A 25,055-nucleotide genomic window follows, 5' to 3' on the forward strand; every position below is an offset into this window, starting at 1 on the left:
CCGCACGTCAATTCTGCGGGAACAGTATTCCGGGTCCGGAGTCAGCCCTGTGTACGGAACACGAGGGACGAATGACCCACCCGGATGACGTCGCCGTCGGCGAGCTGCCAGGTCTGGACCGGGGTGCCGTTCACGGTGGTGCCGTTGGTCGAGCCGATGTCGGCGAGCGTCGCGCTCTGGCCGTCCCAGGTGATCTCCAGGTGACGGCGCGAAACCCCGGTGTCCGGCAGGCGGAAGTCGGCGTCCTGGCCGCGGCCCACGACGTTCCCGCCCTGCTTGAGCGAGTACGTCCGGTTCGAGCCGTCGTCCAGCTGCAGGCTCGCCGCGAGCTGACGGCCGGGCGCGGGCTGGCCGTAGCCGCCCTGCTGCTGGCCGTACGGGTCGCCGGCCGGCTGGCCGTACGCCTGCTGCTGGCCGTACTGGTCGTAGCCGCCCTGCTGCTGGCCGCCGTACTGGTCGTAGCCGCCGCCCTGGGGCTGCGCGTAGCCGCCCTGGTCGTACCCGCCGCCCTGGGGCTGCGCGTAGCCCTGCTGCTCGTAGCCGCCGCCTTGAGGCTGCGCGTAGCCGCCCTGGTCGTAGCCGCCGCCCTGGGGCTGGGCGTAGCCGCCCTGGTCGTACCCGCCGCCGCCCTGGGGCTGCTGGCCGTACTGGTCGTAGCCACCACCCTGCTGCGGCTGGCCGTACTGGTCGTAGCCGCCGCCCTGGGGCTGCTGGCCGCCGTACTGGTCGTATCCACCCTGCTGCTGGCCGTAACCCTGGTCGTACCCGGGCTGCTGGCCACCCTGCTGTCCGTAGCCGTACTGGCCCTGCTGGCCGTACGGGTCACCCTGGTCGTATTGGCCGTAGCCGGGGGGCTGGCTCATTGCTGGGTCTCCTGCGTTGCTGGGTCGTGCCGACCGCGGTGAACCGGCGCCTGAGGGGCGGGCGTCGGGATCGACGGACGAACGGGTCTTGAACTGTCCAGTATGCAGCGCCTCGTTGCGCTCGAGTGATACGACGACGTCACCATAGGTGTCCAGGCCTTCGGCGGCGAGGTGTTCCGCCACCGCCTTGGCCAGCACCTGGGTGACCCGTTGCTCGTCACCGGCCATGCGCTCGTGGTCAGCCGCCCCCAGGGACACGATGTAGTGATTCGGGGCGAGCTGCCGACCGCCTGCCAGCTCACGAACGTTTTCCTCACTCTCCCGCTCCAGAGCGATCGCCACTTCCTGCGTGACGACATTGCCACCGAACATGCGCGCGAAAGTGTTCCCCACCAGGTTCTCGAGTCGCCTGTCGAATCGTTCGGCGCGGCCCACCGGGGAAAACCTCCTCACACGTGTGCTTCCGCATCGATCCTATCCGGGTGAGCGAGCCTCGACACGGCCCCCGGTGAAACCGGCCCAAAGCACCTGCTAGTCTTCTCATCGCTGCGCAAGGAAGCACTCGGGCGAGTGGCGGAATGGCAGACGCGCACGGTTCAGGTCCGTGTGTCCGAAAGGACGTGAGGGTTCAACTCCCTCCTCGCCCACGCTGTTCAGAGCCCCGATCGCTAGTGCGATCGGGGCTCTTCCCGTTGGCCCTATGTCTCCCGGGGGGCCGAGCCCCCCGGACCCCCCACGGTGCCTTGCGCTCGGCTTCCAGCGTGTCCGGTGGGGTATCTCACGAGCCGGTGTTCGCCCTGGGCGAAGTTACGCCGTGTGGGTGGTGATCCAGTCCGCGATCACGTCCGCCCGGCTGGTCGTTTCGATGCCCGCGTGGGGGCAGTCCGGGCCCGTCGCCTCCAGTGAGACCAGCTGGTTGCCCGTGAAATACGGCGCTCCCGAGTCGTACGTGCACGCGCTCGTCGTGATCTCCGGGGCTGCGCCGCGGACACCCAGCGTGGTCGGGTCCACCTTGGCCACCGCCACCGTTCCCTGCTGGAGGCGGGTGGCCGGTTTGGGGTTCTGGGCCGTCAGGCTGCCCCAGCCCGCCAGCGTCAGCTGCTCGCCGACCTTCGGGACCGCGCGGCTCGCCGTCAGGGGCGTCACCGTGGTCACCGGGGAGTCGAGGCGGATCAGGGCGACGTCGTTCTCCGTGGCCTGGAGGACCTCGGTCGCCTTGCGGGCGACGCCCGATTCCGTGGCTTCGTCGGTCAGGCCCAGCGTCACCGTCGTCGGGTACGGGATCTTGCCCGAGACCCGGTCGCGGTGGGCGTCGTGGAAGCAGTGGCCGGTCGTCAGAACCCAGCTGGGCGCGATCAGCGCGCCCGTGCAATAGCTGCTGTACGTCGAGCCGTCCGGGCGCGGGATCTTCGTCATCGCGAGCTTCGCGACGAACCCGTACCGGCCCGGCGGGACGTCGGAACCGTGGGCGACGGCCCAGGCGGCGGGAGCGGTGGAGACGGTCAAGACAGCAGCGGCGAGCAGGGCGCGCAGGCGCATTCTTCCCCTTCGTCGAGTCGGTGGTCGACGTTCGACGTTAGGGCCGCCGACGCGGGCGGGGAATTCCCTGGCCGGGCGTCACCCGGTGGACCATCGGGTGACGCCCGGCGCCGGGTCAGCCGGTGTGCGCCGCGATCCAGTCCGCGATGACGTCCACGCGGGACGTGGTCTCGAGCTGGTTGTGCGGGCAGTCCGGGCCGGTCGACTCGACCGATACCAGCTGCCCGCCGGAGCCGCCCGCGGCGAAGTACGGCGCGCCCGAGTCGTACACGCAGGCGCTCGTCGTCGACGTCGGGGCGACGCCCTGGACACCGAGCGTCGCGGTGGCGACCTGGCCGACCTTCACGGTGCCCTGCTGCAGCTTCGTCGAGGGTGCCGGGTTGACCGCGGTGAGGCTGCCCCAGCCGGCGAGGGTCAGCAGCTGGCCGGCCGACGGCGTGACCCGGTTGATCGTCAGCGGCGTGATGCCGGTGACGTCCGCGTCGAGGGTGGCGATCGCGATGTCGTTGGCGGTCGCCTGGTAGACGGTGACGACGTTGCGGGTCACCCCGGGCGTGCTCTGGTTGACCGTGCCGAGCAGCACGGACGTCGGGTACGGCACCGGCCCGGAGACGCGGTTGCGGTTGGCGTCGTGGAAGCAGTGGCCGGCGGTGATGATCCACTTCGTGGCGATCAACGCGCCGGAACACGCGCTGTTGTACTTCGAGCCGTCGGGCTTCGGGATGTTCGTCATGGTGAGCTTCGCGGCGAAGCCGAACTGACCCGCCGGAACGTCGGCGCCGTTGGCCACGGCCGAGGCCGGTGGCGCGATGGCGAGTCCGGTGGCCAGCGTCAGAAGGGCAGCGGAAAGCACAGCGCGAACGCGCATCGGTGGATCCCCCTTGTCGCGCACCGGCCGTTGCTGCCGGTGATCACTTCCGAGCGTAGCGACGGCGCGCGGGCCGGAAAGGCGCTGCTTGGAGCAAAAACCGGCCCCGGCACGGGGTGCCGGGGCCGGTTTGCCGGAAATGCGTGGAGCTAGTTCACGCCGACCAGGTCGACGACGAAGACGAGGGTCTCGCCCGGCTTGATCACGCCGCCCGCGCCGCGGTCGCCGTAGGCCAGGTGCGGCGGGATCACCAGCTTGCGGCGGCCGCCGATCTTCATCCCCGCGACACCCTGGTCCCAGCCGGAGATGACCTGGCCGGCGCCGAGGCCGAAGCGCAGCGGCTCGCCGCGGTTCCAGGACGCGTCGAACTCTTCGCCGGTCGAGTGCGAGACACCGACGTAGTGCACCGTGACGGTCTTGCCCGCCGTGGCCTCCGTGCCGTCACCGACGGTGAGGTCGGTGATCTCGAGTTCGGCCGGGGCAGGTCCGTCCGGGCGGTCGATGAGGGGCTTTTCCAAGGTCATGGCCCTCACCGTACCCACGCCCCGGACGCTGCGCCGAACGGACTACGCCCAAGGAGGGGAAAAACGCGAAAAGTCTTCACATGTAGCCTACTGCTGGGTAGCGTGCGCTTCGTCACTTTTCTGGACTGAGGGGAGCCCGGCATGCGACGTCGCATCCGCGCCCTGACCGTTACGGCACTGGGGGCCCTCGTGGCCGGACTCACCCAGGTCGCCGTCACCGCGCCGGCTGCCCAGGCAGCCGTGTCGCCCGACGACTACTGCGGGGGGCAGTGCAGCGACATCCTCCCGCCCGGCGAACAGGGCAGCGCCACCCTCGCAGAGATCCTGGCGCACAAGCTGCTCGGCACCCGCCCGGCGCACTCCGCCGACCAGCTCGGGAAGTACTCCTCGCTGGCCAACGGGTACAAGACGCTGACCACCAGCGCGATCAACCAGTACTTCAACGACTCCTCGTTCGGCGTCCCGGCCGACCAGGTGGCGAGCACGTCGAAACCGCGTGCCGACGTCACGATCGTGCGGGACAAGGCCCTCGGCGTCCCGCACATCACCGGGACCACCCGCGCCGGCACCGAGTTCGGCGCCGGGTACGCGGCCGCGCAGGACCGGCTGTGGCTGATGGACGTGCTGCGGCACGCCGCTCGCGGCCAGGTGACCTCGTTCGCCGGTGGCGCACAGGCCAACCGCGAACTCGAGCAGCAATTCTTCGCGAACGCGCCGTACACCGAAGCCGAGCTGCAGCAGCAGATCGACCGCACGGCCGCCAGCGGTCCGCGCGGCGCGCAGGGCCTCGCCGACGCGCAGGCCTACGTGGACGGCATCAACAAGTACATCAGCGACTCCTACAGCGGCCGGTACTTCCCCGGCGAGTACGTGCTGACCGGGCACGTCGACTCGATCACCAACGCCGGGTCGATCGACCCGTTCAAGCTGACCGACCTGGTCGCGCTGGCCTCGCTGATCGGCGCCGAGTTCGGCGCGGGCGGCGGCGGTGAGGTCCAGAACGCCATCGCGAAGCTCGCGCTGCAGGAGAAGTACGGCGTCGTGCAGGGCGAGAAGGTGTGGCAGAGCCTCCGCGCGGAGGACGACCCCGAAGCGGTCAAGACGCTGCACGACGGCCAGACCTTCCCCTACGGCAAGACGCCGGCCAACGCGGTCGGGCAGGCCATGCCGGACAAGAACTCGGTGACGCCGCAGCCGCTGGTGTTCGACCAGACCGGTTCGGCCGCCACCGCGACGCCGTCCACTGTGGACGTCGCCGCACCCGCCGAGCAGGAGCCCGCCCGCGGGATGTTCGAGAACGGCGTGCTGCCGGCGAACATGCTGAGCGAGAAGCACGGCATGTCCAACGCGCTGCTCGTCTCCGGCGCGAAGACCGCCAGCGGCCACCCGGTCGCGGTGTTCGGCCCGCAGACCGGGTACTTCGCGCCGCAGCTGCTGCTGCTGCAGGAGCTGCAGGGCCCGGGCATCAGCTCGCGCGGCGCGGCTTTCGCCGGGCTGAGCATGTACACGCTCCTCGGCCGCGGCCAGGACTACTCGTGGAGCGCGACGACGTCGGCGCAGGACATCATCGACACCTACGCGCTGCAGCTGTGCGACCCGAGCGGCAACGCGCCGACGAAGGACTCGAACTACTACACCTACCAGGGCAAGTGCGTCCCGATGGAGACGGTGGAGGTCAAGAACGCCTGGAAGCCGACCTTGGCCGACGGCACCGCGGCGGGCTCGTACACGCTGCGCAGCTACCGGACCAAGTACGGGCCGGTGCAGAGCCGGGCGACCGTCGGCGGCAAGCCGGTGGCGTACACGACGCTGCGGTCGTCCTACTTCCACGAGACCGACTCGCTGATCGGCTTCCAGGAGCTGAACGACCCGAGCTTCGTCAAGTCCGCGGCGGACTTCCAGCGGGCCGCGCAGGACATCAACTTCACGTTCAACTGGTTCTACGCCGACTCCAAGGACATCGCCTACTTCAACTCCGGCGCCAACCCGGCCCGGCAGTCCAATGTGGATCCGAACATGCCGGTCTGGGGCGACCAGGGCCACGACTGGGTCGGCTGGAACCCGGCGGGCAACCTCGCGAACTACACGCCGGCGTCGCAGCACCCGCAGTCGATCAATCAGGACTACTACGTCAGCTGGAACAACGCCCAGGCCAACGGGTACGCCGCGGCCGGTGCGGACAAGTCCGCCGTGCACCGCGTCGACCTGCTCGACTCGCGGGTGAAGAAGCTCATCACCAGCGGCACCAAGGTCACCCGGGTCAACCTGACCCAGGCGATGTCGGAGGCGGCGCTGGCCGACCTGCGGGCCGAGCGCGTGCTGCCGCTGCTGCTGCAGGTGCTCGACAAGACGCCGACCACCGGCGCGGCGGCCGATGCCGAGGCGAAGCTGAAGGCGTGGCTCTCCCGCGGCCAGCTGCGCACGGAGACGTCGGCGGGCAGCAAGGCGTACGCGGACGCCGACGCGATCCGCATCTTCGACGCCTGGTGGCCGCTGCTGGTCCAGGCCGAGTTCAAGCCGGGCATGGGCGACCCCGCCTACAACGCGATGACCAGCGTGCTCGGCATCAACGAAAGCCCGTCCGGCTGGCAGAACGGCAACGGCCAGCACACCGGCCAGCCCCACAAGGGCTCGTCGTTCCAGTTCGGCTGGTGGGGCTACGTCAACAAGGACATCCGCCAGGTGCTCGGCCAGCCGGTGGCGGGCCCGCTCGGGCAGACGTTCTGCGGGAACGGCGACGTCACCGCGTGCCGCCAGGCGCTCGTCGACTCGCTGACCACGGCCGCCGGCCAGGCCGCGAACACCGTCTACCCCGGTGACGCGAACTGCTCGGCCGGTGACCAGTGGTGCGCCGATTCGATCGTGCAGAACCCGCTCGGCGGCATCACGCAGGACAAGATCAGCTGGCAGAACCGCCCGACGTTCCAGCAGGTCGTCGAGTACGCCGCACACCGCGGGGACAACGTCGCGAACCTCGCGGCGGCGAAAACAGTCAGCGCCACCAGCGCCGAGACCGGCTTCTACAACTCGCCGGCGTCGAACGCGATCGACGGGAACGCCTCGACCCGCTGGGCCAGTGACTGGAGCGACGACCAGGCGATCACCGTCGACCTCGGTTCGGTCCAGCAGGTTTCGCGGGTGCTGCTCAACTGGGAATCCGCGTTCGGCAAGGGCTACCGGATCCAGCTCTCGCCCGACGCGGTGAACTGGACGGATGCGGCCGTGGTGACCGACGGCGACGGCGGGCAGGACAACGTCTCGTTCGCCGCCACCCCGGCCCGGTTCGTGAAGCTGCAGGGCGTCCAGCGCGGCACCAAGTACGGCTACTCGCTGTACGAGTTCGAGGTGTACGCCCACTGAGGACCCTGCCGCAGCTCGTGAGTGGTAATTAGGGTTCTAACCCTAATTACCACTCACGAGAGGTGACCGCCGCATACCGTGGGGCGAATGGACCACTGGACGCCTCGCACCAAGGCCATCGCCGCCGGCCGGCCGCACGGCCCCGGCGAGCCGCTGAACACCCCGCTCGTCGCCACCAGCACATACCAGGCTGGTGGCGACTTCGTGTACGCGCGCGGCGACGGGACGCCGACCTGGCACGCGCTCGAGGAAGCCGTCGGCGCGCTGGAAGGCGGCCACGCGACGGCGTTCGCGTCCGGCGTCGCCACCCTGTCCGCGGTCCTGGACCTGCTGCCGGTCGGGTCGCGGGTCGCCGTCCCGACGTTCAGCTACGCCGTGACGCGCGGGGTGCTCGCCCACGCGCAGAAGCTCGGCAAGCTCGCCGTGACCGAGCTGGACCCGACCGACACCGGCGCCTGGGTCGCCGAGGCCGCGACGTCCGATCTGGTCTGGCTGGAGTCGCCGACCAACCCGACCCTCGACGTGATGGCCATCGAGCCGATCGCCGCCGCCGCGCGCGGCCGGGTCGTCGTCGACAACACGTTCGCGACGCCGTTGCAGCAGCGGCCGCTCGAACTGGGCGCGGACGTCGTCGTGCACAGCGCGACCAAGCTCATCGGCGGGCACAGCGACCTGCTGCTGGGCATCACGGTGGCCAAGGACCCGGCCGTCGCGGCGGAGCTGCGCGGTGCCCGGACGCGGGTCGGGTCGACGCCGGGCGCCCTCGAAGCCTGGCTCGCCCTCAGGGGGCTGCGGACCATGCCCGTCCGGCTCGCCGAGCAGTCCCGCACCGCCGCGCTGCTGGCGGAGCGGCTCGCCGGGCACCCCGCCGTGCGGCGGGTGCGCTACCCGGGCTTCGGGATGATGGTCGCCTTCGACCTCGCCGACGCCGAGACGGCCGACCGGTTCTGCGCGTCGGTCCGGCTGATCCGCTCGGCGACCAGCCTCGGCGGTGTCGAGAGCCTGGTCGAGCGGCGGGCGTGGCTGGCGGGCGAAGAGCGCGTCCCGGCCGGGCTGATCCGGTTCAGCGTCGGCCTGGAAGATCCCGACGACCTGTGGGACGACCTCGTGATCGCCCTACCGGAGTAACGCGGGCCGCCGAATCGTCGATAGTCGCGACATCGCAGGTCAACGCGTTGGGAGTGCATCGTGAGCAGAACGCTGAGCCGGGTCGCCGGGATCGTTTTCGCGGGTGCGCTCGCCACCTTCGCCGCCACGCCGGCCGCGCTGGCACAGACGGAAACCAGCACGTCACCCACGGACACCACGACGTCCACTTCGGAGACGCCGACCTCGGGCAGCCCGACGAGCACGACGGCACCTTCGTCCACTTCGGTCACCCCGCCGACGACACCGCCGACGACGCCGTCGAGCGCACGGGGTGACGTCAAGACCACCGAAAAGCAGGTGGCGCCCAAGGCCGAGGCCGAGCCGGACAAGCCGGTCCAGGAAGCGCCGAAGGACGACTACCAGGACAACGTCGGGCACGGTTTCGTCGGCCTCGGCGGCGAGGGCGTCCTGGTCATCGCCTGCGCGGCCGGGAAGCCGAGCGGAGTCGCGACCCAGTACCTGAGCGTCACCGGCGGCCCGGACCAGGACGAGGCCGACGGCCGCCTGTGGAACTACTCCGTGCGCGTCGTCGACGCCCCGGCGGGCACCACCACCGCGAAGTTCAGCTGGACCTGCGACGGTGCCGAGGGCAACGGCGTCGTGGAGTTCGAGCAGGAACAGCAGCCGCCGACCTCGACCGTCACCGCGACCAGCACGAGTGCCCCGGCGTCGAGCACCGCGCCGATCACCACCGCGCCGATCACCACCGCGACCAGCTCCACGCCCGCCGGCAACGCCGCTCCGAAGGCCCAGGTCAAGGTCGCGCCCAAGGGCGGGGTCGAGACCGGCTTCGGTGGCACCGCCAGGTGACCGTCCGCCGGGCGGGCGTAGCGCTCGCCCTGGTGCTGGCCTTGGCCGGGTGCGGCACCGCCGCGCCGCCGAAAGCCGCGCCGCCCGCTCCCGTCCCGTCTTCGGTGCCGGTGACCGTGCCGTTCAAAGGACTTCGCCCGACGTCGGTGAAGATCCCGAAGATCGGCGCGGAGTCCAGCCTGCTGGCCGTCGCCGTGAAGCCCGACGGTTCGATCTCCGTTCCGTCGGTCCACACGCCGATGCAGGCGGCCTGGTACAAACTCTCGCCGGTGCCCGGTGACGTCGGCCCGGCGATCGTGCTCGGGCACGTCGACGGTGACAAGAAACCCGGTATCTTCTACAAACTGAAGGACCTCGCGCCCGGCGACGAGGTCGACATCGACCGCAGCGACGGCAAGAAGCTGAAGTTCGTCGTCGACCGCGTCACCCAGGTCCCGAAGGACACGTTTCCGCGCGACGCCGTCTACGGCAACAGTGCCGAACCGGAGTTGCGGCTGATCACGTGCGGTGGGGCGTTCGACCACGCAGAGCACAGCTATCGGGACAACATCATCGTTTACGCGAACCTGGCGGGTTGATCCACACCGAATGCGTCGTGTTCGACACTGTCCGATGTGGATTTCGCGGGGCCCGAACGTTACCGGTTTCCGCAGTGGTTTTCTTCACGTCCAATTCGTTTCCGGTATATACCAGTTGTAGGGCAGGATGTCCGAGTCGCCCGATCTTGTGCTTTCGGCACCGGGCGGCTCGCGTAGTGGGGGTCATTGCGCGTTTCCTTCCCTGGGAGTCATCTTGAAGAAGACCCTGGGCCGTCTCGCGGGCGCTGTGCTCGCGGGGGCCCTGCTCACGCTCACCGTTTCGCCTGTCGCGCTCGCGCAGGAGGCTCCGGTCGCTTCGACGACCGAAGCCGCGCCCACCTCCACCAGCGGGGCGCCCACGACGACGGGGGCGCCTACGAGCACCCCGTCCTCGGAGCCCACCTCGCAGCAGCCGACCACGTCGCAGCCGACGCCGACCGGCACGCCCACCGGCACCGGCACGCCCACCTCGGGCAAGCCGACCAAGCCCACCACGCCGACCACCGAGCCGACCGACCCGTTCCCGCACGGCGACGACTACATCGACGACGTCGCGTACGCGTGGGAGTTCGAGGGCGGCGCCGGCATCCTGGTCATCGCCTGCAAGGCGGGCGAGCCGCGGAACGTCAACGCCAACGACTTCACCGTCGCCGCCGGCCCGTTCCAGGACGGCGCGGACGGCCGTTACTGGGGCTTCGACATCCAGCTCAACGAGGGCAAGCACCTGAGCGACAGCACCGAGGTCTCCTGGACCTGCGAGGGCAAGCCGGTCACCCGGCCGGTCGGTCACGGCGGCGGCTCGGCCACCGTCGGCGGCCAGGTCAAGGTCACCCCGAAGAACGGCGGCGTCGAGACCGGCGGCGGCGCGACGGCTCGGTCCTGACCGCATGACCATGCAGTTCCGCCACGGCGGCCGCGTGCTCGCGGCCGCCCTGGCGCTCTCTTTCGCCCTGACCGGCTGCGGGCCTTCCGACCCGCAGGCAGCCCCGGGCCCGTCCTCGTCGGCACCGGCCCCGCCGCCGGTGACCAAGCCGTTCGCCGGCCTGCGCCCGACGCAGCTGAACATCCCGAAGATCGGCGCGCAGTCGTCGCTGGTTTCGGTGCTGCCGAAGGCCGACGGCGGGATCTCGGTCCCATCGGTGCACACGCCGATGCAGGCGGCCTGGTACAAGATGTCGCCGGTGCCCGGCGAGATCGGCCCGGCGGTCGTGCTCGGCCACGTCGACGGTGACAAGAAGCCGGGGATCTTCTTCAAGCTCAAGGAGCTGGTGAAGGGGGACGAGGTGGACGTCGACCGCAGTGACGGCAAGAAGCTGAAGTTCGTCGTCGACCGCGTGGAGCAGGTCCCGAAGGACACGTTCCCGCGCGACGCCGTCTACGGCAACAGCGACAAGCCGCAGCTGCGGCTGATCACCTGCGGTGGCGCGTTCGACCACGCCGAGCACAGTTACAAAGACAACGTCATCGTGTACGCGAATCTAACCAACGCCTGAGCCGGGATACGGGAACTCCGGCTTCAGCGTGGTGCCCGGGCAGACCCAGCGGCGCATGCCCGCGTCGCAGACGGCGTAACCCCAGTTGATCAGGTTGTCCTGCACCTTCTCGGGCATCCTGGTCAGCCGGGTCTTCGTCTCGGCGAGCCGCCGGGTCTGCTCCACCGGCGCCGGCAACGCGTCCGGCAATTCGAAGTTTTCGATGTTGCTGTAGGTCGCCCAGTACGTCCCGGCGTACACCTTGTCCTCATAGGACTTGAGCAGCGAACCGGTGCGCAGCTCGCGGACCTGGTTGTCCATCACGGTGAGCACGCGCAGCAGCTGCATCGGCCAGTTGTGCCTCGGGCTGGCCTCGTGCTTCATCTTCTTGCCCGCGTCGCTGACCAGGACGGTCGCCCGCTGGTTTTCGATCGGGTCGAGGCCGAGGTTGTCGTACACGCCCGCGTCGCTCAGCACGATCTTGCGGTCCGGCTTGGCCGGATCCGGGATCACGACCGGCGAGAGCATCGGCGGGAACGCAGACGACGCGGCGACCGCGGTGGCCAGGGGGATCTGCCCGTGCGGGCCCGGTTGCCGGAAGAACCACCACAGCGAGCCGTCCTGCAGGCTGGTCGCGGTGAACACGAAGTTCGGTCCGGCCGGATCGAGGTCCGCGAGGCAGCAGTCGCCGAAGAGGTGCTTCGCGTAGCGGCGCGCGAGTTCCTCGCCGGCACTGCGCCACGGCATCACCATCGCCTTGAGCGTGACCGGGATGTCGAGGTTCGTCCGGGCCAGCTTCCGGATCGGCTGCACGACCTCCTTGCCGAAGTTCTCCGCGACGCCGTCTTCGCCGAACCACAGCTTGTTCCACGCGTGCGCGAGCACGCCCGCCGCGATCGATCCGCCGGAGACGCTGGAGACGGTGGTCAGCTTCGGCAGCCAGCCGAGCTCGTTGAGCCGCCAGAGCGCGCCGGCGTGGAAGAGCATTGCGCGGTAGCCGCCGCCCGAGAGCGCAAGGCCGACGCCGTCCCGTTTCGCCGAGTCCACCCCGTTGAGTTTAGGGCCGCAGCAACGGCGCGAGCAGAGGCCGCTGTCCGGCCGGGACGTATTCGGCGTAGTTGTCGTACAACGCCTGTTTGGCCAGGTGTGCCGCGCCGGTGCCGTCGGCCGCGCGGATCGCGTCGAGCACCTCGGCGTGGTGGGCGAGCCAGGTGCGCATCAGCGACGTCCGGTTGCTGGCGTGCTCGAGCTTGTCCTCGATCAGTTCCAGCACGACCCCGCGCACGACTTCTTCACTGACCACGAGCAGGGGATTGCGGGAGATGCGCGCGATCACCTCGTGGAACGCGACGTCGGCGCGGCTGAACTCGGCATAACCGCGCGAGACGCCTTCGCGCATCGACTCCAGCGCCGCGTCGAGGCCGGCCAGGTCGTCCTCGGTGCGGAGCCCGGCCGCGAGCAGGTGCGCCGAGCCGTCGAGGATCATCCGGAACTGCAGCAGTTCGGCGAGCCCGACGTGGTCGGCGCGCGCGAGCCGGTGCATCGAGCGGTGCAACGCAACGGGCGAGGCGGCCAGCACCTCCGGACCGCGCGGGTCCCCGGGCCGCGATCGGATCATCTCGGCCGCCTGCAGCACGCGCAGGGCTTCGCGGATCGTCGAGCGGCCGACGCCGAACTGCGTCATCAGCTCGCGCTCGCTCGGCAGGCGTTCGCCCGGCTTGAGCGCGCCGCTGACCACGGCCTGCTCGATCTGCTCGACGACCCGCTCGTACGCGCGGACCGGAGCCACCGGTTCGAACCGCATCCCTTGACCTCGTCGTGCTGTCGGTGCAGGCTACTGGTCAGACCAGTGTACTTACCTGGAGGCCGAATGAAAGCCCGACTTCACGTGCTGGCAGCGGCGCTGCTGCTCGTGGTGTCCGGTTGCTCGGCCGGCTCGTCGGCAAGTGTTTCCGCAGGTCCGGACACGCTTTCCGTCGGTTTCACGGCGGAGCCGGCGAACTTCGACTTCACCCGCACGGACGGCACCGCCATCCCGCAGGCCCTGCTCTACAACGTCTACGAAGGCCTGGTGAAGCTCGACGCGCAGGGCCGGGTGGTCCCGCTGCTCGCGAAGTCGTGGACGATCAGCCCGGACCGGCGCACCTACGACTTCCAGCTCCAGCCGGGCGTCAAGTTCAGCAACGGCGCGCCCTTCACCGCCGAAGACGTCAAGTTCTCCCTGATGCGGGTGAAGACCGCCTGGACGATCTCGATCAAGTCCACGATGGACGTCGTCGACCACGTCGACGTCGTCGCGCCGGACCACGCGCGGGTCGTGCTCTCGAAGCCGTCCAACGGCTGGCTGTTCAGCCTCACCAGCCGGCTCGGCGCGATGTTCAGCCCGACCGGCGTCGCCGATTTGGCGACCAAGCCGGTCGGCACCGGGCCGTACGTCGTGGCGGCGCGCAAGCGCGGCGACTCCGTGGTGCTGACGGCGAATCCCGCGTACTGGGGCCGGAAACCGGCGTACGCGACGGTGGTCCTCAAGTACATCAAGGACCCGACCGCGCTGAACAACGCGTTGTCCAGCAACGGCATCGACGTCATCTCGGCGATCACCGCGCCCGACTCGATCCCGCAGTTCCAGGCCGACGACCGGTTCCAGGTCGTCCAGGGCACGACGAACTCCGAAGTCACGCTGGCCATGAACAACGCGCGGCCGCCGCTCAACGACGTCCGGGTGCGCCAGGCCCTGACGTACGCGATCGACCGGAAGGCGTTGCTGGACACCGCCTGGGCCGGGCGGGGGACGTTGATCGGCAGCATGGTCCCGCCGACCGACCCCTGGTACGAGGACCTCGCGAACGCCTACCGGTTCGACCCCGCGCGGGCCAAGGCGCTGCTGTCCGAAGCCGGCGCGACGAACCTGAACCTGCGGCTGCGGATCCCGAACCTGCCGTACGCGGTGTCGGCCGCGCAGGTCGTCCAGTCGCAGCTCGCCGACGTCGGCGTGCGGACCACGATCGAGCCGCTCGACTTCCCGGCGGTGTGGCTGAAGCAGGTGTTCACCGACCACGACTACGACCTGTCGATCATCCAGCACGTCGAGGCCAGGGACATCACGACGTTCGGGAAGCCGAAGTACTACTGGGGCTACGCCGGCAAGCGCGTCCAGCAGCTGCTCGCCGAGGCCGACAGCGGGACGCCGGAGCAGCAGGTCGCGGACATGAAGCAGGTGGCGCGGCAGCTGAACACCGACGCGGCCGCGGACTGGCTGTTCCTGTTCCCCAACGTGATCGTCGCGAAGACGAAGGTCGGCGGATTCGTGCAGAACCAGGTCAGTGAGTCCTTCGACCTCACCGGGCTGGCGCCGCGATGACGGCCGGGGTGCTGCGCCGGGTGGCGATCTTCGTGGTCAGCGTGCTGGTCGCGTCGGTCGTGGTGTTCCTGTTCATGGCCGTGCTGCCGGGCGACCCGGCGCAGGTGGCGCTCGGCGTCAACGCGACGCCGGAGCTGCTGGCCAAGACGCGCGCGGAGTTCGGCATCGACCGCCCGCTCCTCACGCAGTACTTCGACTGGATCGGCGGCGTCCTGCACGGCGACTTCGGCCGCTCGTACGTCACGCGGGACGCGATCGGCCCGCAGCTGCTCGACCGCCTCGGCGTCACGCTCTGGCTGGTCGGCGCCGGCATGCTGGTGGCGCTGGTGATCGCCGTCCCGGCGGGGACGTTCGCCGCGGTGAAGCACCGGAAGGCGTCCGGTGCGAGCGTCTCGGGCCTGTCGCAGATCGGCGTCGCGATCCCCGCGTTCCTCGCCGGGATCATCCTCGTGCAGATCTTCGCCGTGCAGCTGCGCTGGCTGCCGTCCGGCGGGTGGACACCGCCGGACCAGGACTTCGGTGAGTTCTTCCGAGGGCTGATCCTCCCGGCGTTGTCCCTGGGCCTGGTGCAGGGCGCGGTGCTGACGCGGTATGTGCGGTCGGCGGTGCTCGACACGCTCGGCCAGGACTACCTGCGCACCGCGCGCTCGAAGGGGCTCCGGCCGGGACAGGCGCTGGTGCGCCACGGCTTGCGCAACGCGTCCGTGCCGGTGGTGACCGTGCTCGGTCTCCAACTCGCGACGCTGCTGATCGGCGCGGTCGTCGTCGAGCGCGTGTTCGTGCTGCCGGGGCTGGGTTCGATGCTCCTGGACGCCGTCTCGGCGCGTGACCTGCTGGCCGTGCAGGGGATCGTGCTCGTGCTGGTGGTCGGCGTGCTGCTGATCAACTTCGTCGTCGACCTCCTCTACACCGTGCTCGACCCGAGATTGCGAGGTTCGTGATGCGCAATCTGGTGGTGGGCGGGGTGCTCGTCGGCCTGGTGGTGCTGGCCGCGCTGCTGTCGTTCGTGTGGACGCCGTTCGACCCGGTGAAGGTCGACGCCACCCACCGGCTGCTCGGCTTCACCGGCTCCCACTGGTTCGGCACCGACAAGTTCGGCCGCGACCTGCTGAGCCAGCTCATGGTCGGCGCGCGGACGACGTTGTACGTCGGGGTCGTCGCGGTCGGGATCGCCGCGGTGATCGGCACGCCGCTGGGCATCCTGGCCGGGATGTCCTCGCGGTGGCTCGGCGAGTTCGTCATGCGCGTCAACGACCTCGTGCTCGCGTTCCCCGCGCTGCTGCTGGCGATCATGTTCGGTGCGGTGTTCGGGGCGGACACGCTGACCGCGATGGTCGCCATCGGCATCGCCACCATCCCGTCGTTCGCGCGGATCGCGCGGTCCGGGACGCTGCAGGTGATGAGCACCGAGTTCGTGCTCGCGGCTCGCGCGGGCGGGCGCTCGCGGCCGAACATCGCGCTGCGGCACGTGCTGCCGAACATCTCCGGCCTGCTGATCGTGCAGGCCTCGGTGTCGTTCGCGATCGCCGTGCTCGCCGAAGCGGCGCTGTCGTTCCTCGGCTTCGGGACGCGGCCGCCGACGCCGTCGTGGGGCCGGATGCTGCAGGAATCCCAGGAACTTTTGACCGTGCAGCCGCGGCTGGCGCTGGTGCCGGGCATCGCGATCGCCGTCGCCGTCCTCGGCTTCAACCTCCTCGGCGACGGCCTCCGCGACCGCCTCGATCCCCGATTGGCGGCCCGCGTATGACGCTCTCGGTGACGGGCCTTCGCATCGGCGACCTGGTCCGGGACGTCTCCTTCGAGATCGGCGCCGGCGAGCGCGTCGGCCTGATCGGCGAGTCCGGGTCCGGGAAATCGCTGACCGCGCTGGCGATCATGGGCCTGCTGCCGGAGGAGCTGCCCGCGTCCGGTTCGGTCCGCTTGCACGACCGCGAGCTGCTCGGAATGTCCGAAAAGGACCTTTCGCGGCTGCGCGGCGACGAGCTGGCCATGGTGTTCCAGGAGCCGATGACGGCGTTGAACCCGGCCATGCGCGTCGGCCGCCAGGTCACCGAGCCGGGTCGCCTCCACGGACGCCGGCACCGCGCCGAGGACCTCCTCGACGCGGTGGGCCTGCCGGGCACCGCCCGCGCGTACCCGCACCAGCTCTCCGGCGGCCAGCGGCAGCGGGTCGTGCTGGCGATGGCACTGGCCAACGAGCCGTCGCTGCTGATCTGCGACGAGCCGACCACCGCCCTCGACGTCACCGTCCAAGCCCAGATCCTCACCCTCATCAGAAGGGCACTTTCACGTGAAAGTGCCCTTCTCTTCATTACGCACGATCTCGCGGTCGTGGCTTCGGTGTGTGAGCGCGTGCTGGTCATGCTGGACGGCGAGATCGTCGAAGCGGGCTCGACGCGCGAAGTGCTGACGCAGCCGAAGCACGCTTACACGCGGAAACTCCTGGCCGCCTCGGACCTGGAGGCCCGGCGATGATCATCGAAGTCCGCGACCTCGAACGCCGGTACGCCCGACGGGACGTGCACGCCCTGCGCGGTGTCAGTTTCGACGTCGAGGCCGGACAGCGGTTGGGCATCGTCGGTGAGTCCGGCTCCGGGAAGTCCACGCTGGTCCGGCTGCTGGCGGCGCTCGACAAGCCGACGTCCGGCACGGTCTCGTTCCAGGGCAGGCGCATCGACAACCTGCCGGAACGCCGCCTCGGCTTCCTGCGCTCGGAACTGCAGATCGTCTTCCAGGACCCGATGGGCTCGCTGGACCCGCGGATGCGCGTGCGCGACATCATTTCCGAGCCCACGGGCCGCCGGGAACCCGACCGCGTCGCCGAGCTGCTCGCCGCTGTCGGCCTGCCCGCCGACGCCGCCCAGCGCTACCCGCACCAGTTCTCCGGCGGCCAGCGGCAGCGGATCTCGATCGCCCGCGCGCTCGCGCCGAACCCGAGCGTGCTGATCGCCGACGAACCGGTCAGCGCCCTCGACGTCTCCGTGCGCGGCCAGATCCTCGACCTGCTCGGTTCGCTCGTGGAGCAGTTCGCTCTGACGCTGATCTTCGTGTCCCACGACCTCGGCGTCGTCCGGCACGTCTGCGACCGGGTCGCGGTGCTGCGCCGCGGCGAGATCGTCGAGCTGGGTGACGTCGGGCAGGTCTACGACGCGCCGCGGCACGAGTACACGCGGGAACTCCTGGCCGCCGCGCCGAACCTGCGCGCGGAACTGGCCCGGCTACGCGGAGGTGACGATGCCTGAATACCCGGAGGGCCTGCCGGTCGGTGCCGGCTGGGTGGCCACTGTAGACGTCGAAGAAATTGTCTTCCCCTACGACGGGAGCGTCGTCGGTACCGCGCCGGTCGGTACGCCTGAGCTGGCTGCTCGTGCCGTGGACGAAGCTGTCGCCGTCGCTCGCGAAGTGGCTTCGCTGCCTTCGCGGGTTCGGCGTTCGCTGCTCAACGACGTCGCGGCGGCGCTGCGTGACCGGCGGGCGGAGTTCGAGAACCTGCTCGTCCTGGAAACGGGGAAGCCGCTGGTCGACTGCCGCGTCGAGGTCGCGCGCACGATCGTCACCTGGGAAGCCGCCGCCGAAGAGGTGTCGCGGCTCCACGGCGAGACCGTGCCCCTGGATCTGCTGCCCTCGGGCGACGGCCTGGTCGGGTTCTGGAAGCGCAAGCCGATCGGGGTCGTCGTCGGCATCGCGGGCTTCAACTACCCGCTGCTGCTGGCCTCGCACAAGATCGCCCCGGCGATCGCCGCGGGCTGCCCGGTGATCGTCAAGCCCGCGCCGCAGACGCCGCTGGCCACGCTGTGGCTGGTTCACCTGGTCCGGTCGCTCGCGCCGGTCCCGGCGATGGTCCAGCTGGTCACCGGCGACGCGGTTGTGGGCGCCGCGTTGACGACCGACCGCCGGATCGGCGCGGTCTCGTTCACCGGCTCGGCCGCGGTCGGCCACCGCATCGCGCGCGCCGCGGCTCCCACGAAAACCCTGCTGGAGCTGGGCTCGAACGCGGCGCTCGTCGTCGCCGAAGACGCCGACCTCGAGGCCGCCGTGGACGCCGTGCTGCGCGGCGGGTTCTACGCGTCCGGCCAGGCGTGCATCTCGGTGCAGCGGGTCCTGGTCGTCGCGCCGGTCGCCTCAGCGTTCACCGCACGGCTGCTGGCCCGGCTCGACGAGGTCGTCGTCGGCGATCCGCGGGACGAGAAGACGCGGGTGTCCGCGCTGATCGACCCCGCGTCCACCGAGCGCGTCACCGCGTGGATCGAGAAGGCAGGCGCCCGCCAGGTCGGCGGGGGTGTCGACGGCACAGTGCTGCGGCCGACCGTCCTGCTCGACGTGCCCGACGGCGTCGAGGCGTGGGACGAAGAGATCTTCGGCCCGGTCGTCTGCGTGCGCACGGTGTCCGATGTGGACGAAGCGTTCGCCGCGGTGAACGCGTCGCGCTACGGGCTCCACGCCAGCGTCTACAGCCGGTCGCTGAACACCGCGTTCCGGGCGCTGGACGAGCTGGAGGTCGGCGGCGTCGTGGTCAACGAGGTGCCCGGTTTCCGTTCCGACACCATGCCCTACGGCGGCGTGAAGGATTCCGGCATCGGCCGCGAAGGGCCGCGGTTCGCCGTCGAGGAACTGACCGTGACGAGGATGGCGGTGCTGCGCCCGTGAACTACTCGACGTTGTTCCGGCTCGACGGACGGCGGGCCGTCGTGCTCGGCGCGGGCGGCATCGGCCGCGAAGCCGCGCGGGCCCTGGCCGCGCACGGCGCCGACGTCGTGTGCGCGGACCGCGACCTCGAAGCCGCGCGCGAGGCGGGAGTGGGGGAGGCGTACGAGCTCGACCTGCTCGAACCGGGCGCTCTCGATCGCGCGGCGGCCGACCTCGGCCCGCAGGACGTCGTCGTGCTGACCGCCGCGACGAACGTCCGCAAACGGCTGCTGGACTACCCGCGGGAGGAGTTCGACCGCGTCATCGCGCTGAACCTCGGCGCGGCGTTCGAGGTCGTCCGCGTCTTCGGCGCCGGCATGGTCGCGCGCGGGCGGGGCAGCATCATCGGGTTCTCGTCGATCCGCGGCACCACCGTCGAGCCGGGCCAAGGGCCGTACGCGGCGACGAAGGCCGGGCTCGTCCAGCTGTTCCGGACGGCGGCGGCGGAGTTCGGCCCGTCGGGTGTCCGGGTCAACGCGATCGCCCCCGGCGTCGTCGAGACCCCGCTGACCGCCCAGATCAAGGCGAACCCCGATTGGTACGCCGCGTATGCGGCGAAGGGTGCGTTGGGCCGCTGGGCGCGTCCGGACGAGCTCGCCGGAGCGGTCGTGTACCTCGCTTCGGACGCTTCGTCGTTCGTGACCGGTTCTGTGCTGGCGGTGGACGGTGGCTGGACCGCCGTCGACGGCCGCTTCGACCCGCCTGCCTCGTGAAGGAGCGTTCATGCCCGAGCTGCCTGACCTGACCGCTGTCGAGCTCGTCGCGCAGTACCGCGCGAAGACGCTCTCACCGGTCGAGGTGACCGAAGCCGTTGTCGCGCGCATCGAAGCGCGAGAGCCGGAGCTGCACGCGTTGTACGCGTACGACCCTTCCAGCGCTCGCGAAGAGGCGAAGGCGTCCGAAGCCCGCTGGGCGGCCGGCGAACCACTGGGCCCGATCGACGGCGTCCCGCTCACCATCAAGGAGAACATCGCCACCCGCGGCACGCCGGTGCCGCTGGGCACGGCGGTGACCGCACTGGTCCCGGCCGCCGAGGACGCGCCGGCGGCGGCGCGGATCCGCGAATCCGGCGGCGTCCTGCTGGCCAAGACGACCATGCCGGACTACGGGATGCTGACGTCCGGGCTGTCGAGCTTCCACACCACGGCCCGCAACCCGTGGCAGCTTTCGGCCACGCCCGGCGGCTCCAGCGCGGGTGCCGGCGCCGCGGCCGCCGCGGGGTACGGCCCGCTGCACGTCGGCACCGACATCGGTGGCTCGATCCGGCTGCCCGCGGGCTGGTGCGGGCTGGCCGGGCTGAAGCCGAGCTTCGGCCGGGTGCCCGTCGTCCCGCCGTTCCTGGGCCGCGTCGCCGGCCCGATGACCCGCACGGTCGCCGACACGGCGTTGCTGATGAGCGTGCTCTCGCGGCCGGACGCGCGCGACCACCTGTGCCTGCCGCCGGAGGAGCTCGACTGGGCTTCGCTCGAACTCCCGATCGCCGGCCTGCGCGTCGGCCTGCAGCTCGAGGCCGGCCTCGGCCTCCCGGTGGACCCGGCGATCCGCGACGCGGTCACCGCCGCGGCCCGCGCGTTCGAAGCGGCAGGCGCGGTCGTCGAGCCGGTCGAACCGTTCATCGCCCGCGACATGCTCGAAGGCCTCGACGTCTTCTGGCGCACGCGGGCCTGGTCGGACCTGGTGACCCTGCCGCCGGACCGCCGCGCGAAGGTCCTGCCGTACATCGCCGACTGGGCGGCGGGCGGCGCGAACGCGTCCGGTGTGGAGGTCTACCGCGGCTTCGCCCAGATCGACGTGATGAGCGTGGCGACGCTGCGGGCGACCTCGGTGTTCGACGTCGTGCTGTCGCCGGCCAGCCCGGTCGCGGCGCCGCCCGCGGAGTGGGCGTCCCCGACGAACGACCCGGCCCGGCCGTTCGAGCACATCGCGTTCACCGTGCCGTACAACATGTCCGGCCAGCCCGCGGCGTCGGTGAACTGCGGGTACACCGACGACGGCCGGCCGATCGGCCTCCAGATCGCCGGCCGCCGCTTCGACGACCTGGGCGTTCTCCGCGTCGCGGCGGCGTACGAACGGCTCCGCCCGCCGCAGCGGCCCTGGCCGGTGGGGTAGGGAAGAAGTTCCGGACCTTCGGCGAAGTGGGAGTGAAGCTGTCGCCGACGGGAAGGAACCCCATGACAGAGACAGCCCCATGACGGCGGCCCCGGTGCTGGGAATCGAGCAGTTCACCGAGGTGCACGACCGCCACTTCGCGGACATCTACCGGTACGTCGCCGGTCGCCTCGGCGCCCAGGCCGCGGAGGACGTCGCCGCCGAGACGTTCCTCGTCGCCTTCGACCGCCGGAAGACGTTCGACGCCACCCGCGGCGACCTGCGCGCCTGGCTGTTCGGCATCGCGACGAACCTGGTCTCCCGGCACCGCCGCAAGGAGGCCCGGCACTACCGGGCGCTCTCGCGGCTCGAAACCCCCGCGGCCGCCGAAGGGCACGAAAACCGCGTCGTCTCGGCGATCGCGGCCGGGCAGCTCGGCAAGGTGCTGACCCGGCTGTCCGCCGGCGAGCGTGACGTCCTGCTGCTGGTGGCCCTCGGGGAGCTCGGTTACGCCGAAGTCGCCGAAGCGCTCGGCATCTCCCCGGGCACGGTCGGCTCCCGGCTGACGCGCGCCCGCAAGAAACTCACCCCCGTTCTCGCCCAGGAGGGCCTCCGATGAATGACCTGCAGACCCTGCGGGCCGCGCTGATCCCCGCCGAACCCGCCCAGGACGTCGTCGACCGAAGCCGCCACCGGCTGCAGAACCGGATGCTCGCGGCACCGCGTCGCCGCCGGGTACGCCCGCTGGCGATCGGTGCCGGTCTCGTGGCCGCCGCGGCCGCGGCCGCCGTCGTGGTGACAACCCTGCCCGGCGCTCTGGCTCCGACGCCGCCTCCCCAGGCGGTCGCCCCGGTCGACGCCGGCCGGCAGATCCTGCTGGCGGCGGCCACCGTCGCCGAGCGCACCGCGGCCGGCACCGGCAAGTACTGGCACGTGACGACGAAGGTGGGCAAGGAGTCCTGGGAGTACTGGACCACCACCGACGGACGGGAGTGGTACCGCACCGCGAGGACCGGCGGCAAGGCCGTCCCGGAGAACCGGCCCAGGCCGTACCGGCTGACCGGCGCCGCGCTCACGCTCAGCCAGATCCTGGTCCTGCCCACCGATCCGGCGGCCCTGAAGGACTGGCTCGCGAAGGGGCTGGCCGACAACAAGTACCCCGCGAAGCAGCGGGACATGGCGGCGTTGGAGTCCCTGGTCTCGCTGGTGTCCACCGTGCCGTCGCCACCGGCGGTCCGGGCGGCGGCGTTCCGCGCCATCGCCGACTACCCGGGCGTCCACGCGCTCGGCACGGTCCCGGGCGGCGAAGGCGTGCAGCTGCCGGGCGGCGGCCGCCTGGTCGTCGACCCGGAGACCGGCAAGGTGGACGGCTCGTCGGTGTTCCTGAAGGACGACGGCACGCCGGCCACGAACGCCGCCGGGGACACGTACGCGGTCAGTGCCGAGTGGACGGACACGCTGCCGAAGTGAGCCCGGTGGCCGGGCGCCGCCCGGCCACCGCGGTTCAGCCCTTGACGGCCTCCGCCAGCGCCAGCACCCGCCGGGCGGTGTCGACGTGCAGGTTCTCGATCATCCGGCCGTCCACCGTCACGACACCCTTTCCGGAAGCCTGCGCTTCCTCGAAGGCCTCGATGATCCGCCGCGACCGATCGATCTCCGCCTCGGACGGGGCGAAGATCCGGTTGCACGGCTCCACCTGCGCCGGGTGGATCAGCGTCTTGCCGTCGAAGCCGTACTGGCGGCCCTGCTCGCACTCCGCCTCGAAACCGGGAAGGTCCTTCACGTCGTTGTAGACGCCGTCGAGGATCACCTTGCCGGTCGCCCGCGCGGCCAGCAGGCACAGCGAAAGCCCGCCCAGCAACGGGCCGCGGCCCGGCACGAACTCCGCGTGCAGCTCCTTGGCGAGGTCGTTCGTGCCCATCACCAGCACGGTCAGCCGCTCGGACGCCGCCGCGATCTCCTCCGCGTGCAGCATCGCGACCGGCGTCTCGACCATCGCCCAGATCTTCGTGTGGTCCGGCGCCCCGCCGAGTTCCAGCGCGCGCTCGATGTTGTGCACCTCGGCCGCGGAGTTCACCTTCGGCACGACCACCGCGGCCGGTCCGGCGGCCGCCGCCGCGCGCAGGTCGGCGTCGTGCCACTGGGTGTCCAGGCCGTTGACCCGGATCGTCACTTCCCGGGAACCGTACGAACCCACCGCGGCACACACCCGCTCGCGCGCGGCTTCCTTGGCGTCCGGCGACACGGCGTCCTCGAGGTCGAGGATCAGCGCGTCCGCCGGGATCGTCTTGGCCTTCTCCAGCGCGCGCTCGTTGGCGCCGGGCATGTAGAGGACAGAGCGCCGGGGCGTGGTCATCCGAGGGCCTCCTTGGTGGCCGCGTCGTAGGCCGCGGCGAGTTCGGGGTCGTCCGCCGCCAGGGCGTCGGCCAGTTCGGCGACCACCCGGCACTGCTTCACCGACGCGTCGTCCTGCATCTTCCCGTCGATCATCACCGCGCCCGTGCCGTCGCCCATCTCGGCGATCACCCGGCGGGCCCAGGCCACATCGGACGGCGAAGGCGAGAACACCTTCTTCGCGATGTCGATCTGCACCGGGTGCAGGCTCCACGCGCCGACGCAGCCGAGCAGGAACGCGTTGCGGAACTGGTCCTCGCAGGCGACGACGTCGCGGATGTCCCCGAACGGGCCGTAGTACGGCAGGATTCCGTGCATCGCGCAGGCGTCGACCATCCGCGCCACCGTGTAGTGCCACAGGTCCTGCTGGTAGGTCGTCCGGCCCGCGGTGAGGTCGTCGCCGGTCGGGTCGGTGCGCACCAGGTAGCCGGGGTGGCCGCCGCCGACGCGGGTCGTCTTCATCCGGCGGCTCGCGGCCAGGTCGGCCGGGCCGAGCGAGATGCCCTGCATGCGCGGGCTGGCGCCGGCGATCTCCTCCACATTGGCCACGCCGCTCGCCGTCTCGAGGATGGCGTGCACCAGCAACGGCTTCGTCAGCCCGGCGCGCGCCTCGAGCTGGGCCAGCAGCCGGTCGACGTAGTGGATGTCCTGCGCGCCCTCGACCTTCGGCACCATGATGACGTCGAGCTTGTCGCCGATCTCGGTGACGAGCGTGACCAGGTCGTCGAGCACCCACGGCGAGTCGAGGCTGTTGACGCGCGTCCACAGCTGGGTCTTCCCGAAGTCGTTCGCCTTGGCGATCGCGACCAGGCCGGCGCGCGCGGCCTCCTTGCGGTCGGCGCGGACGGCGTCCTCGAGGTTCCCGAGCAGGACGTCGACCTTCTTCGCGATGGCCGGCACCTTCGCCGCCATCTTCTCGTTGCCGGGGTCGAAGAAGTGGATCATCCGGGACGGCGTCACCGGGATCTCCCGCACGGGCGCGGGCGCGCCCAGGGCGAGCGGGGCGAAGAAGTCCTTCGGGGAGCGCATCGGTCCTCCACGGCGGCGGCTAAGTGACTGGTGGGTAACTTTAGTCCCGCGCGCCCGGGACCGCTGCGGTGCAAGTCACCGCCGGGTGGGTGACGCCGGACATCCGCAGCTCAGCGGTCCGCGTCCACTGTGGATTTTGCCGTGGTTGCGCCGAACGGGCTAGCCGGCCCGGTTCGGCCGATCCTGCCCCGGGTAACCGGCCGTTGCCGCACCGTAATGCCACTCACCCCGCGATCACTCGGTTGGCCGCACCGTTCGACCGAAGTCCGATGACCGCCTACCGACCGGTCATCGACCGCTGACCGCCGCCGATCGCAGCCACTCGCACTACCCG

At 70.8% G+C, this 25,055-nt stretch carries 24 protein-coding genes and 1 tRNA gene; 17 read left to right on the forward strand and 8 right to left on the reverse strand.

Features of this window, described 5'->3' with window-relative positions; translation table 11 throughout:
- Nucleotides 1-41: 41 nt before the first annotated feature.
- Complete coding sequence (locus tag ACLJQF_RS44580) at nt 42-1,298, reverse strand: DUF3662 and FHA domain-containing protein (protein ID WP_410616375.1); 1,257 nt, start codon at nt 1,296-1,298, stop codon at nt 42-44.
- Between the two features lie 129 nt (nt 1,299-1,427).
- Here ACLJQF_RS44580 and ACLJQF_RS44585 point away from each other — a divergent pair.
- Nucleotides 1,428-1,510 (forward strand) — tRNA-Leu (locus ACLJQF_RS44585).
- 160 nt (nt 1,511-1,670) lie between these two features.
- On the opposite strand, the gene ACLJQF_RS44590 is transcribed toward ACLJQF_RS44585, so the two are convergent.
- The 3 genes from ACLJQF_RS44590 to ACLJQF_RS44600 all read right to left on the reverse strand — a co-directional run bounded on the left by ACLJQF_RS44590 (nt 1,671) and on the right by ACLJQF_RS44600 (nt 3,794).
- On the reverse strand, nt 1,671-2,402 hold the full coding sequence (locus ACLJQF_RS44590) for a S1 family peptidase (RefSeq protein ID WP_410616376.1): 732 nt from the start codon (nt 2,400-2,402) through the stop codon (nt 1,671-1,673).
- Between the two features lie 115 nt (nt 2,403-2,517).
- Nucleotides 2,518-3,270 carry a S1 family peptidase gene (locus tag ACLJQF_RS44595; protein WP_410616377.1) on the reverse strand — a complete coding sequence of 251 codons (753 nt, stop codon included), beginning with the start codon at nt 3,268-3,270 and terminating at the stop codon, nt 2,518-2,520.
- A gap of 149 nt (nt 3,271-3,419) precedes the next feature.
- Nucleotides 3,420-3,794, reverse strand: a complete 375-nt coding sequence (locus tag ACLJQF_RS44600) for an FKBP-type peptidyl-prolyl cis-trans isomerase (RefSeq protein ID WP_410616378.1) — start codon at nt 3,792-3,794, stop codon at nt 3,420-3,422.
- A gap of 141 nt (nt 3,795-3,935) precedes the next feature.
- Here ACLJQF_RS44600 and ACLJQF_RS44605 point away from each other — a divergent pair, with 141 nt between their 5' ends.
- The 6 genes from ACLJQF_RS44605 to ACLJQF_RS44630 all read left to right on the forward strand — a co-directional run bounded on the left by ACLJQF_RS44605 (nt 3,936) and on the right by ACLJQF_RS44630 (nt 11,184).
- Nucleotides 3,936-7,154 carry a penicillin acylase family protein gene (locus ACLJQF_RS44605; protein WP_410616379.1) on the forward strand — a complete coding sequence of 1,073 codons (3,219 nt, stop codon included), beginning with the start codon at nt 3,936-3,938 and terminating at the stop codon, nt 7,152-7,154.
- A gap of 87 nt (nt 7,155-7,241) precedes the next feature.
- The gene (locus ACLJQF_RS44610; protein ID WP_410616380.1) at nt 7,242-8,282 is read left to right on the forward strand and encodes a trans-sulfuration enzyme family protein; all 1,041 of its coding nucleotides are present in this window, start codon (nt 7,242-7,244) and stop codon (nt 8,280-8,282) included.
- Nucleotides 8,283-8,342: 60 nt separating this feature from the next.
- Nucleotides 8,343-9,113: a hypothetical protein gene (locus tag ACLJQF_RS44615; protein WP_410616381.1), complete on the forward strand. Its 771-nt coding sequence runs from the start codon at nt 8,343-8,345 to the stop codon at nt 9,111-9,113.
- Nucleotides 9,110-9,691 carry a class F sortase gene (locus ACLJQF_RS44620; protein ID WP_410616382.1) on the forward strand — a complete coding sequence of 194 codons (582 nt, stop codon included), beginning with the start codon at nt 9,110-9,112 and terminating at the stop codon, nt 9,689-9,691. Before ACLJQF_RS44615 ends, ACLJQF_RS44620 begins: the two co-directional genes overlap by 4 nt.
- A 214-nt stretch (nt 9,692-9,905) precedes the next feature.
- Nucleotides 9,906-10,574, forward strand: coding sequence for a hypothetical protein (locus ACLJQF_RS44625; RefSeq protein ID WP_410616383.1), 669 nt, complete (start codon nt 9,906-9,908; stop codon nt 10,572-10,574).
- A 4-nt stretch (nt 10,575-10,578) separates the two neighbouring features.
- The gene (locus tag ACLJQF_RS44630) at nt 10,579-11,184 is read left to right on the forward strand and encodes a class F sortase (protein ID WP_410616384.1); all 606 of its coding nucleotides are present in this window, start codon (nt 10,579-10,581) and stop codon (nt 11,182-11,184) included.
- Here ACLJQF_RS44630 and ACLJQF_RS44635 read toward each other — a convergent pair.
- Together ACLJQF_RS44635 and ACLJQF_RS44640 are read right to left on the reverse strand one after the other, a co-directional pair.
- A complete protein-coding gene (locus ACLJQF_RS44635) occupies nt 11,170-12,210 on the reverse strand; it encodes a patatin-like phospholipase family protein (RefSeq protein ID WP_410616385.1) in 1,041 nt (346 codons plus the stop codon). The two genes, ACLJQF_RS44630 and ACLJQF_RS44635, sit on opposite strands and share 15 nt — an antisense overlap.
- 10 nt (nt 12,211-12,220) lie before the next feature.
- The gene (locus ACLJQF_RS44640; protein ID WP_410616386.1) at nt 12,221-12,967 is read right to left on the reverse strand and encodes a FadR/GntR family transcriptional regulator; all 747 of its coding nucleotides are present in this window, start codon (nt 12,965-12,967) and stop codon (nt 12,221-12,223) included.
- Nucleotides 12,968-13,033: 66 nt separating this feature from the next.
- Between ACLJQF_RS44640 and ACLJQF_RS44645 the strand changes: the two genes are divergently transcribed.
- The 10 genes from ACLJQF_RS44645 (at nt 13,034) to ACLJQF_RS44690 (ending at nt 22,768) form a co-directional block, all read left to right on the forward strand.
- Complete coding sequence (locus tag ACLJQF_RS44645) at nt 13,034-14,524, forward strand: ABC transporter substrate-binding protein (RefSeq protein ID WP_410616387.1); 1,491 nt, start codon at nt 13,034-13,036, stop codon at nt 14,522-14,524.
- Nucleotides 14,521-15,465 carry an ABC transporter permease gene (locus ACLJQF_RS44650; RefSeq protein WP_410616388.1) on the forward strand — a complete coding sequence of 315 codons (945 nt, stop codon included), beginning with the start codon at nt 14,521-14,523 and terminating at the stop codon, nt 15,463-15,465. The genes ACLJQF_RS44645 and ACLJQF_RS44650 overlap by 4 nt, the downstream gene beginning before the upstream one ends.
- Complete coding sequence (locus ACLJQF_RS44655; RefSeq protein WP_410616389.1) at nt 15,465-16,271, forward strand: ABC transporter permease; 807 nt, start codon at nt 15,465-15,467, stop codon at nt 16,269-16,271. The genes ACLJQF_RS44650 and ACLJQF_RS44655 overlap by 1 nt, the downstream gene beginning before the upstream one ends.
- A complete protein-coding gene (locus ACLJQF_RS44660) occupies nt 16,268-16,999 on the forward strand; it encodes an ABC transporter ATP-binding protein (RefSeq protein WP_410616390.1) in 732 nt (243 codons plus the stop codon). Before ACLJQF_RS44655 ends, ACLJQF_RS44660 begins: the two co-directional genes overlap by 4 nt.
- The gene (locus ACLJQF_RS44665) at nt 16,996-17,766 is read left to right on the forward strand and encodes an ABC transporter ATP-binding protein (RefSeq protein ID WP_410616391.1); all 771 of its coding nucleotides are present in this window, start codon (nt 16,996-16,998) and stop codon (nt 17,764-17,766) included. Before ACLJQF_RS44660 ends, ACLJQF_RS44665 begins: the two co-directional genes overlap by 4 nt.
- The gene (locus tag ACLJQF_RS44670) at nt 17,759-19,171 is read left to right on the forward strand and encodes an aldehyde dehydrogenase family protein (RefSeq protein WP_410616392.1); all 1,413 of its coding nucleotides are present in this window, start codon (nt 17,759-17,761) and stop codon (nt 19,169-19,171) included. Before ACLJQF_RS44665 ends, ACLJQF_RS44670 begins: the two co-directional genes overlap by 8 nt.
- Nucleotides 19,168-19,923 carry an SDR family NAD(P)-dependent oxidoreductase gene (locus tag ACLJQF_RS44675; RefSeq protein WP_410616393.1) on the forward strand — a complete coding sequence of 252 codons (756 nt, stop codon included), beginning with the start codon at nt 19,168-19,170 and terminating at the stop codon, nt 19,921-19,923. Before ACLJQF_RS44670 ends, ACLJQF_RS44675 begins: the two co-directional genes overlap by 4 nt.
- Before the next feature lie 10 nt (nt 19,924-19,933).
- Nucleotides 19,934-21,319 (forward strand): amidase, encoded by a 1,386-nt coding sequence (locus ACLJQF_RS44680; RefSeq protein WP_410616394.1) that lies wholly within the window; start codon nt 19,934-19,936, stop codon nt 21,317-21,319.
- 79 nt (nt 21,320-21,398) lie between these two features.
- Nucleotides 21,399-21,917: an RNA polymerase sigma factor gene (locus tag ACLJQF_RS44685; protein WP_410616395.1), complete on the forward strand. Its 519-nt coding sequence runs from the start codon at nt 21,399-21,401 to the stop codon at nt 21,915-21,917.
- A complete protein-coding gene (locus tag ACLJQF_RS44690) occupies nt 21,914-22,768 on the forward strand; it encodes a CU044_5270 family protein (protein WP_410616396.1) in 855 nt (284 codons plus the stop codon). Before ACLJQF_RS44685 ends, ACLJQF_RS44690 begins: the two co-directional genes overlap by 4 nt.
- 34 nt (nt 22,769-22,802) lie before the next feature.
- On the opposite strand, the gene ACLJQF_RS44695 is transcribed toward ACLJQF_RS44690, so the two are convergent.
- Both ACLJQF_RS44695 and ACLJQF_RS44700 read right to left on the reverse strand, forming a co-directional pair.
- Nucleotides 22,803-23,654, reverse strand: a complete 852-nt coding sequence (locus ACLJQF_RS44695) for an HpcH/HpaI aldolase/citrate lyase family protein (RefSeq protein WP_410616397.1) — start codon at nt 23,652-23,654, stop codon at nt 22,803-22,805.
- Nucleotides 23,651-24,721 carry an HpcH/HpaI aldolase/citrate lyase family protein gene (locus tag ACLJQF_RS44700; protein ID WP_410616398.1) on the reverse strand — a complete coding sequence of 357 codons (1,071 nt, stop codon included), beginning with the start codon at nt 24,719-24,721 and terminating at the stop codon, nt 23,651-23,653. The genes ACLJQF_RS44695 and ACLJQF_RS44700 overlap by 4 nt, the downstream gene beginning before the upstream one ends.
- Nucleotides 24,722-25,055 lie beyond the last annotated feature (334 nt).

The organism is Amycolatopsis sp. lyj-109 (genome assembly GCF_046548995.1).
In the GTDB taxonomy this organism is placed as follows: domain Bacteria; phylum Actinomycetota; class Actinomycetes; order Mycobacteriales; family Pseudonocardiaceae; genus Amycolatopsis.

What these genes read in the sequence shown, in the direction of transcription:
- ACLJQF_RS44695 (WP_410616397.1), bottom strand. Translation starts at nt 23,654, where the DNA reads ATGACCACGCCCCGGCGCTCTGTCCTCTACATGCCCGGCGCCAACGAG.
- ACLJQF_RS44640 (WP_410616386.1), bottom strand. Translation starts at nt 12,967, where the DNA reads ATGCGGTTCGAACCGGTGGCTCCGGTCCGCGCGTACGAGCGGGTCGTC.
- ACLJQF_RS44690 (WP_410616396.1), top strand. Translation starts at nt 21,914, where the DNA reads ATGAATGACCTGCAGACCCTGCGGGCCGCGCTGATCCCCGCCGAACCC.
- ACLJQF_RS44685 (WP_410616395.1), top strand. Translation starts at nt 21,399, where the DNA reads ATGACGGCGGCCCCGGTGCTGGGAATCGAGCAGTTCACCGAGGTGCAC.
- ACLJQF_RS44680 (WP_410616394.1), top strand. Translation starts at nt 19,934, where the DNA reads ATGCCCGAGCTGCCTGACCTGACCGCTGTCGAGCTCGTCGCGCAGTAC.
- ACLJQF_RS44610 (WP_410616380.1), top strand. Translation starts at nt 7,242, where the DNA reads ATGGACCACTGGACGCCTCGCACCAAGGCCATCGCCGCCGGCCGGCCG.
- ACLJQF_RS44600 (WP_410616378.1), bottom strand. Translation starts at nt 3,794, where the DNA reads ATGACCTTGGAAAAGCCCCTCATCGACCGCCCGGACGGACCTGCCCCG.
- ACLJQF_RS44605 (WP_410616379.1), top strand. Translation starts at nt 3,936, where the DNA reads ATGCGACGTCGCATCCGCGCCCTGACCGTTACGGCACTGGGGGCCCTC.
- ACLJQF_RS44655 (WP_410616389.1), top strand. Translation starts at nt 15,465, where the DNA reads ATGCGCAATCTGGTGGTGGGCGGGGTGCTCGTCGGCCTGGTGGTGCTG.
- ACLJQF_RS44660 (WP_410616390.1), top strand. Translation starts at nt 16,268, where the DNA reads ATGACGCTCTCGGTGACGGGCCTTCGCATCGGCGACCTGGTCCGGGAC.
- ACLJQF_RS44650 (WP_410616388.1), top strand. Translation starts at nt 14,521, where the DNA reads ATGACGGCCGGGGTGCTGCGCCGGGTGGCGATCTTCGTGGTCAGCGTG.
- ACLJQF_RS44595 (WP_410616377.1), bottom strand. Translation starts at nt 3,270, where the DNA reads ATGCGCGTTCGCGCTGTGCTTTCCGCTGCCCTTCTGACGCTGGCCACC.
- ACLJQF_RS44670 (WP_410616392.1), top strand. Translation starts at nt 17,759, where the DNA reads ATGCCTGAATACCCGGAGGGCCTGCCGGTCGGTGCCGGCTGGGTGGCC.
- ACLJQF_RS44590 (WP_410616376.1), bottom strand. Translation starts at nt 2,402, where the DNA reads ATGCGCCTGCGCGCCCTGCTCGCCGCTGCTGTCTTGACCGTCTCCACC.
- ACLJQF_RS44645 (WP_410616387.1), top strand. Translation starts at nt 13,034, where the DNA reads ATGAAAGCCCGACTTCACGTGCTGGCAGCGGCGCTGCTGCTCGTGGTG.
- ACLJQF_RS44630 (WP_410616384.1), top strand. Translation starts at nt 10,579, where the DNA reads ATGACCATGCAGTTCCGCCACGGCGGCCGCGTGCTCGCGGCCGCCCTG.
- ACLJQF_RS44665 (WP_410616391.1), top strand. Translation starts at nt 16,996, where the DNA reads ATGATCATCGAAGTCCGCGACCTCGAACGCCGGTACGCCCGACGGGAC.
- ACLJQF_RS44700 (WP_410616398.1), bottom strand. Translation starts at nt 24,721, where the DNA reads ATGCGCTCCCCGAAGGACTTCTTCGCCCCGCTCGCCCTGGGCGCGCCC.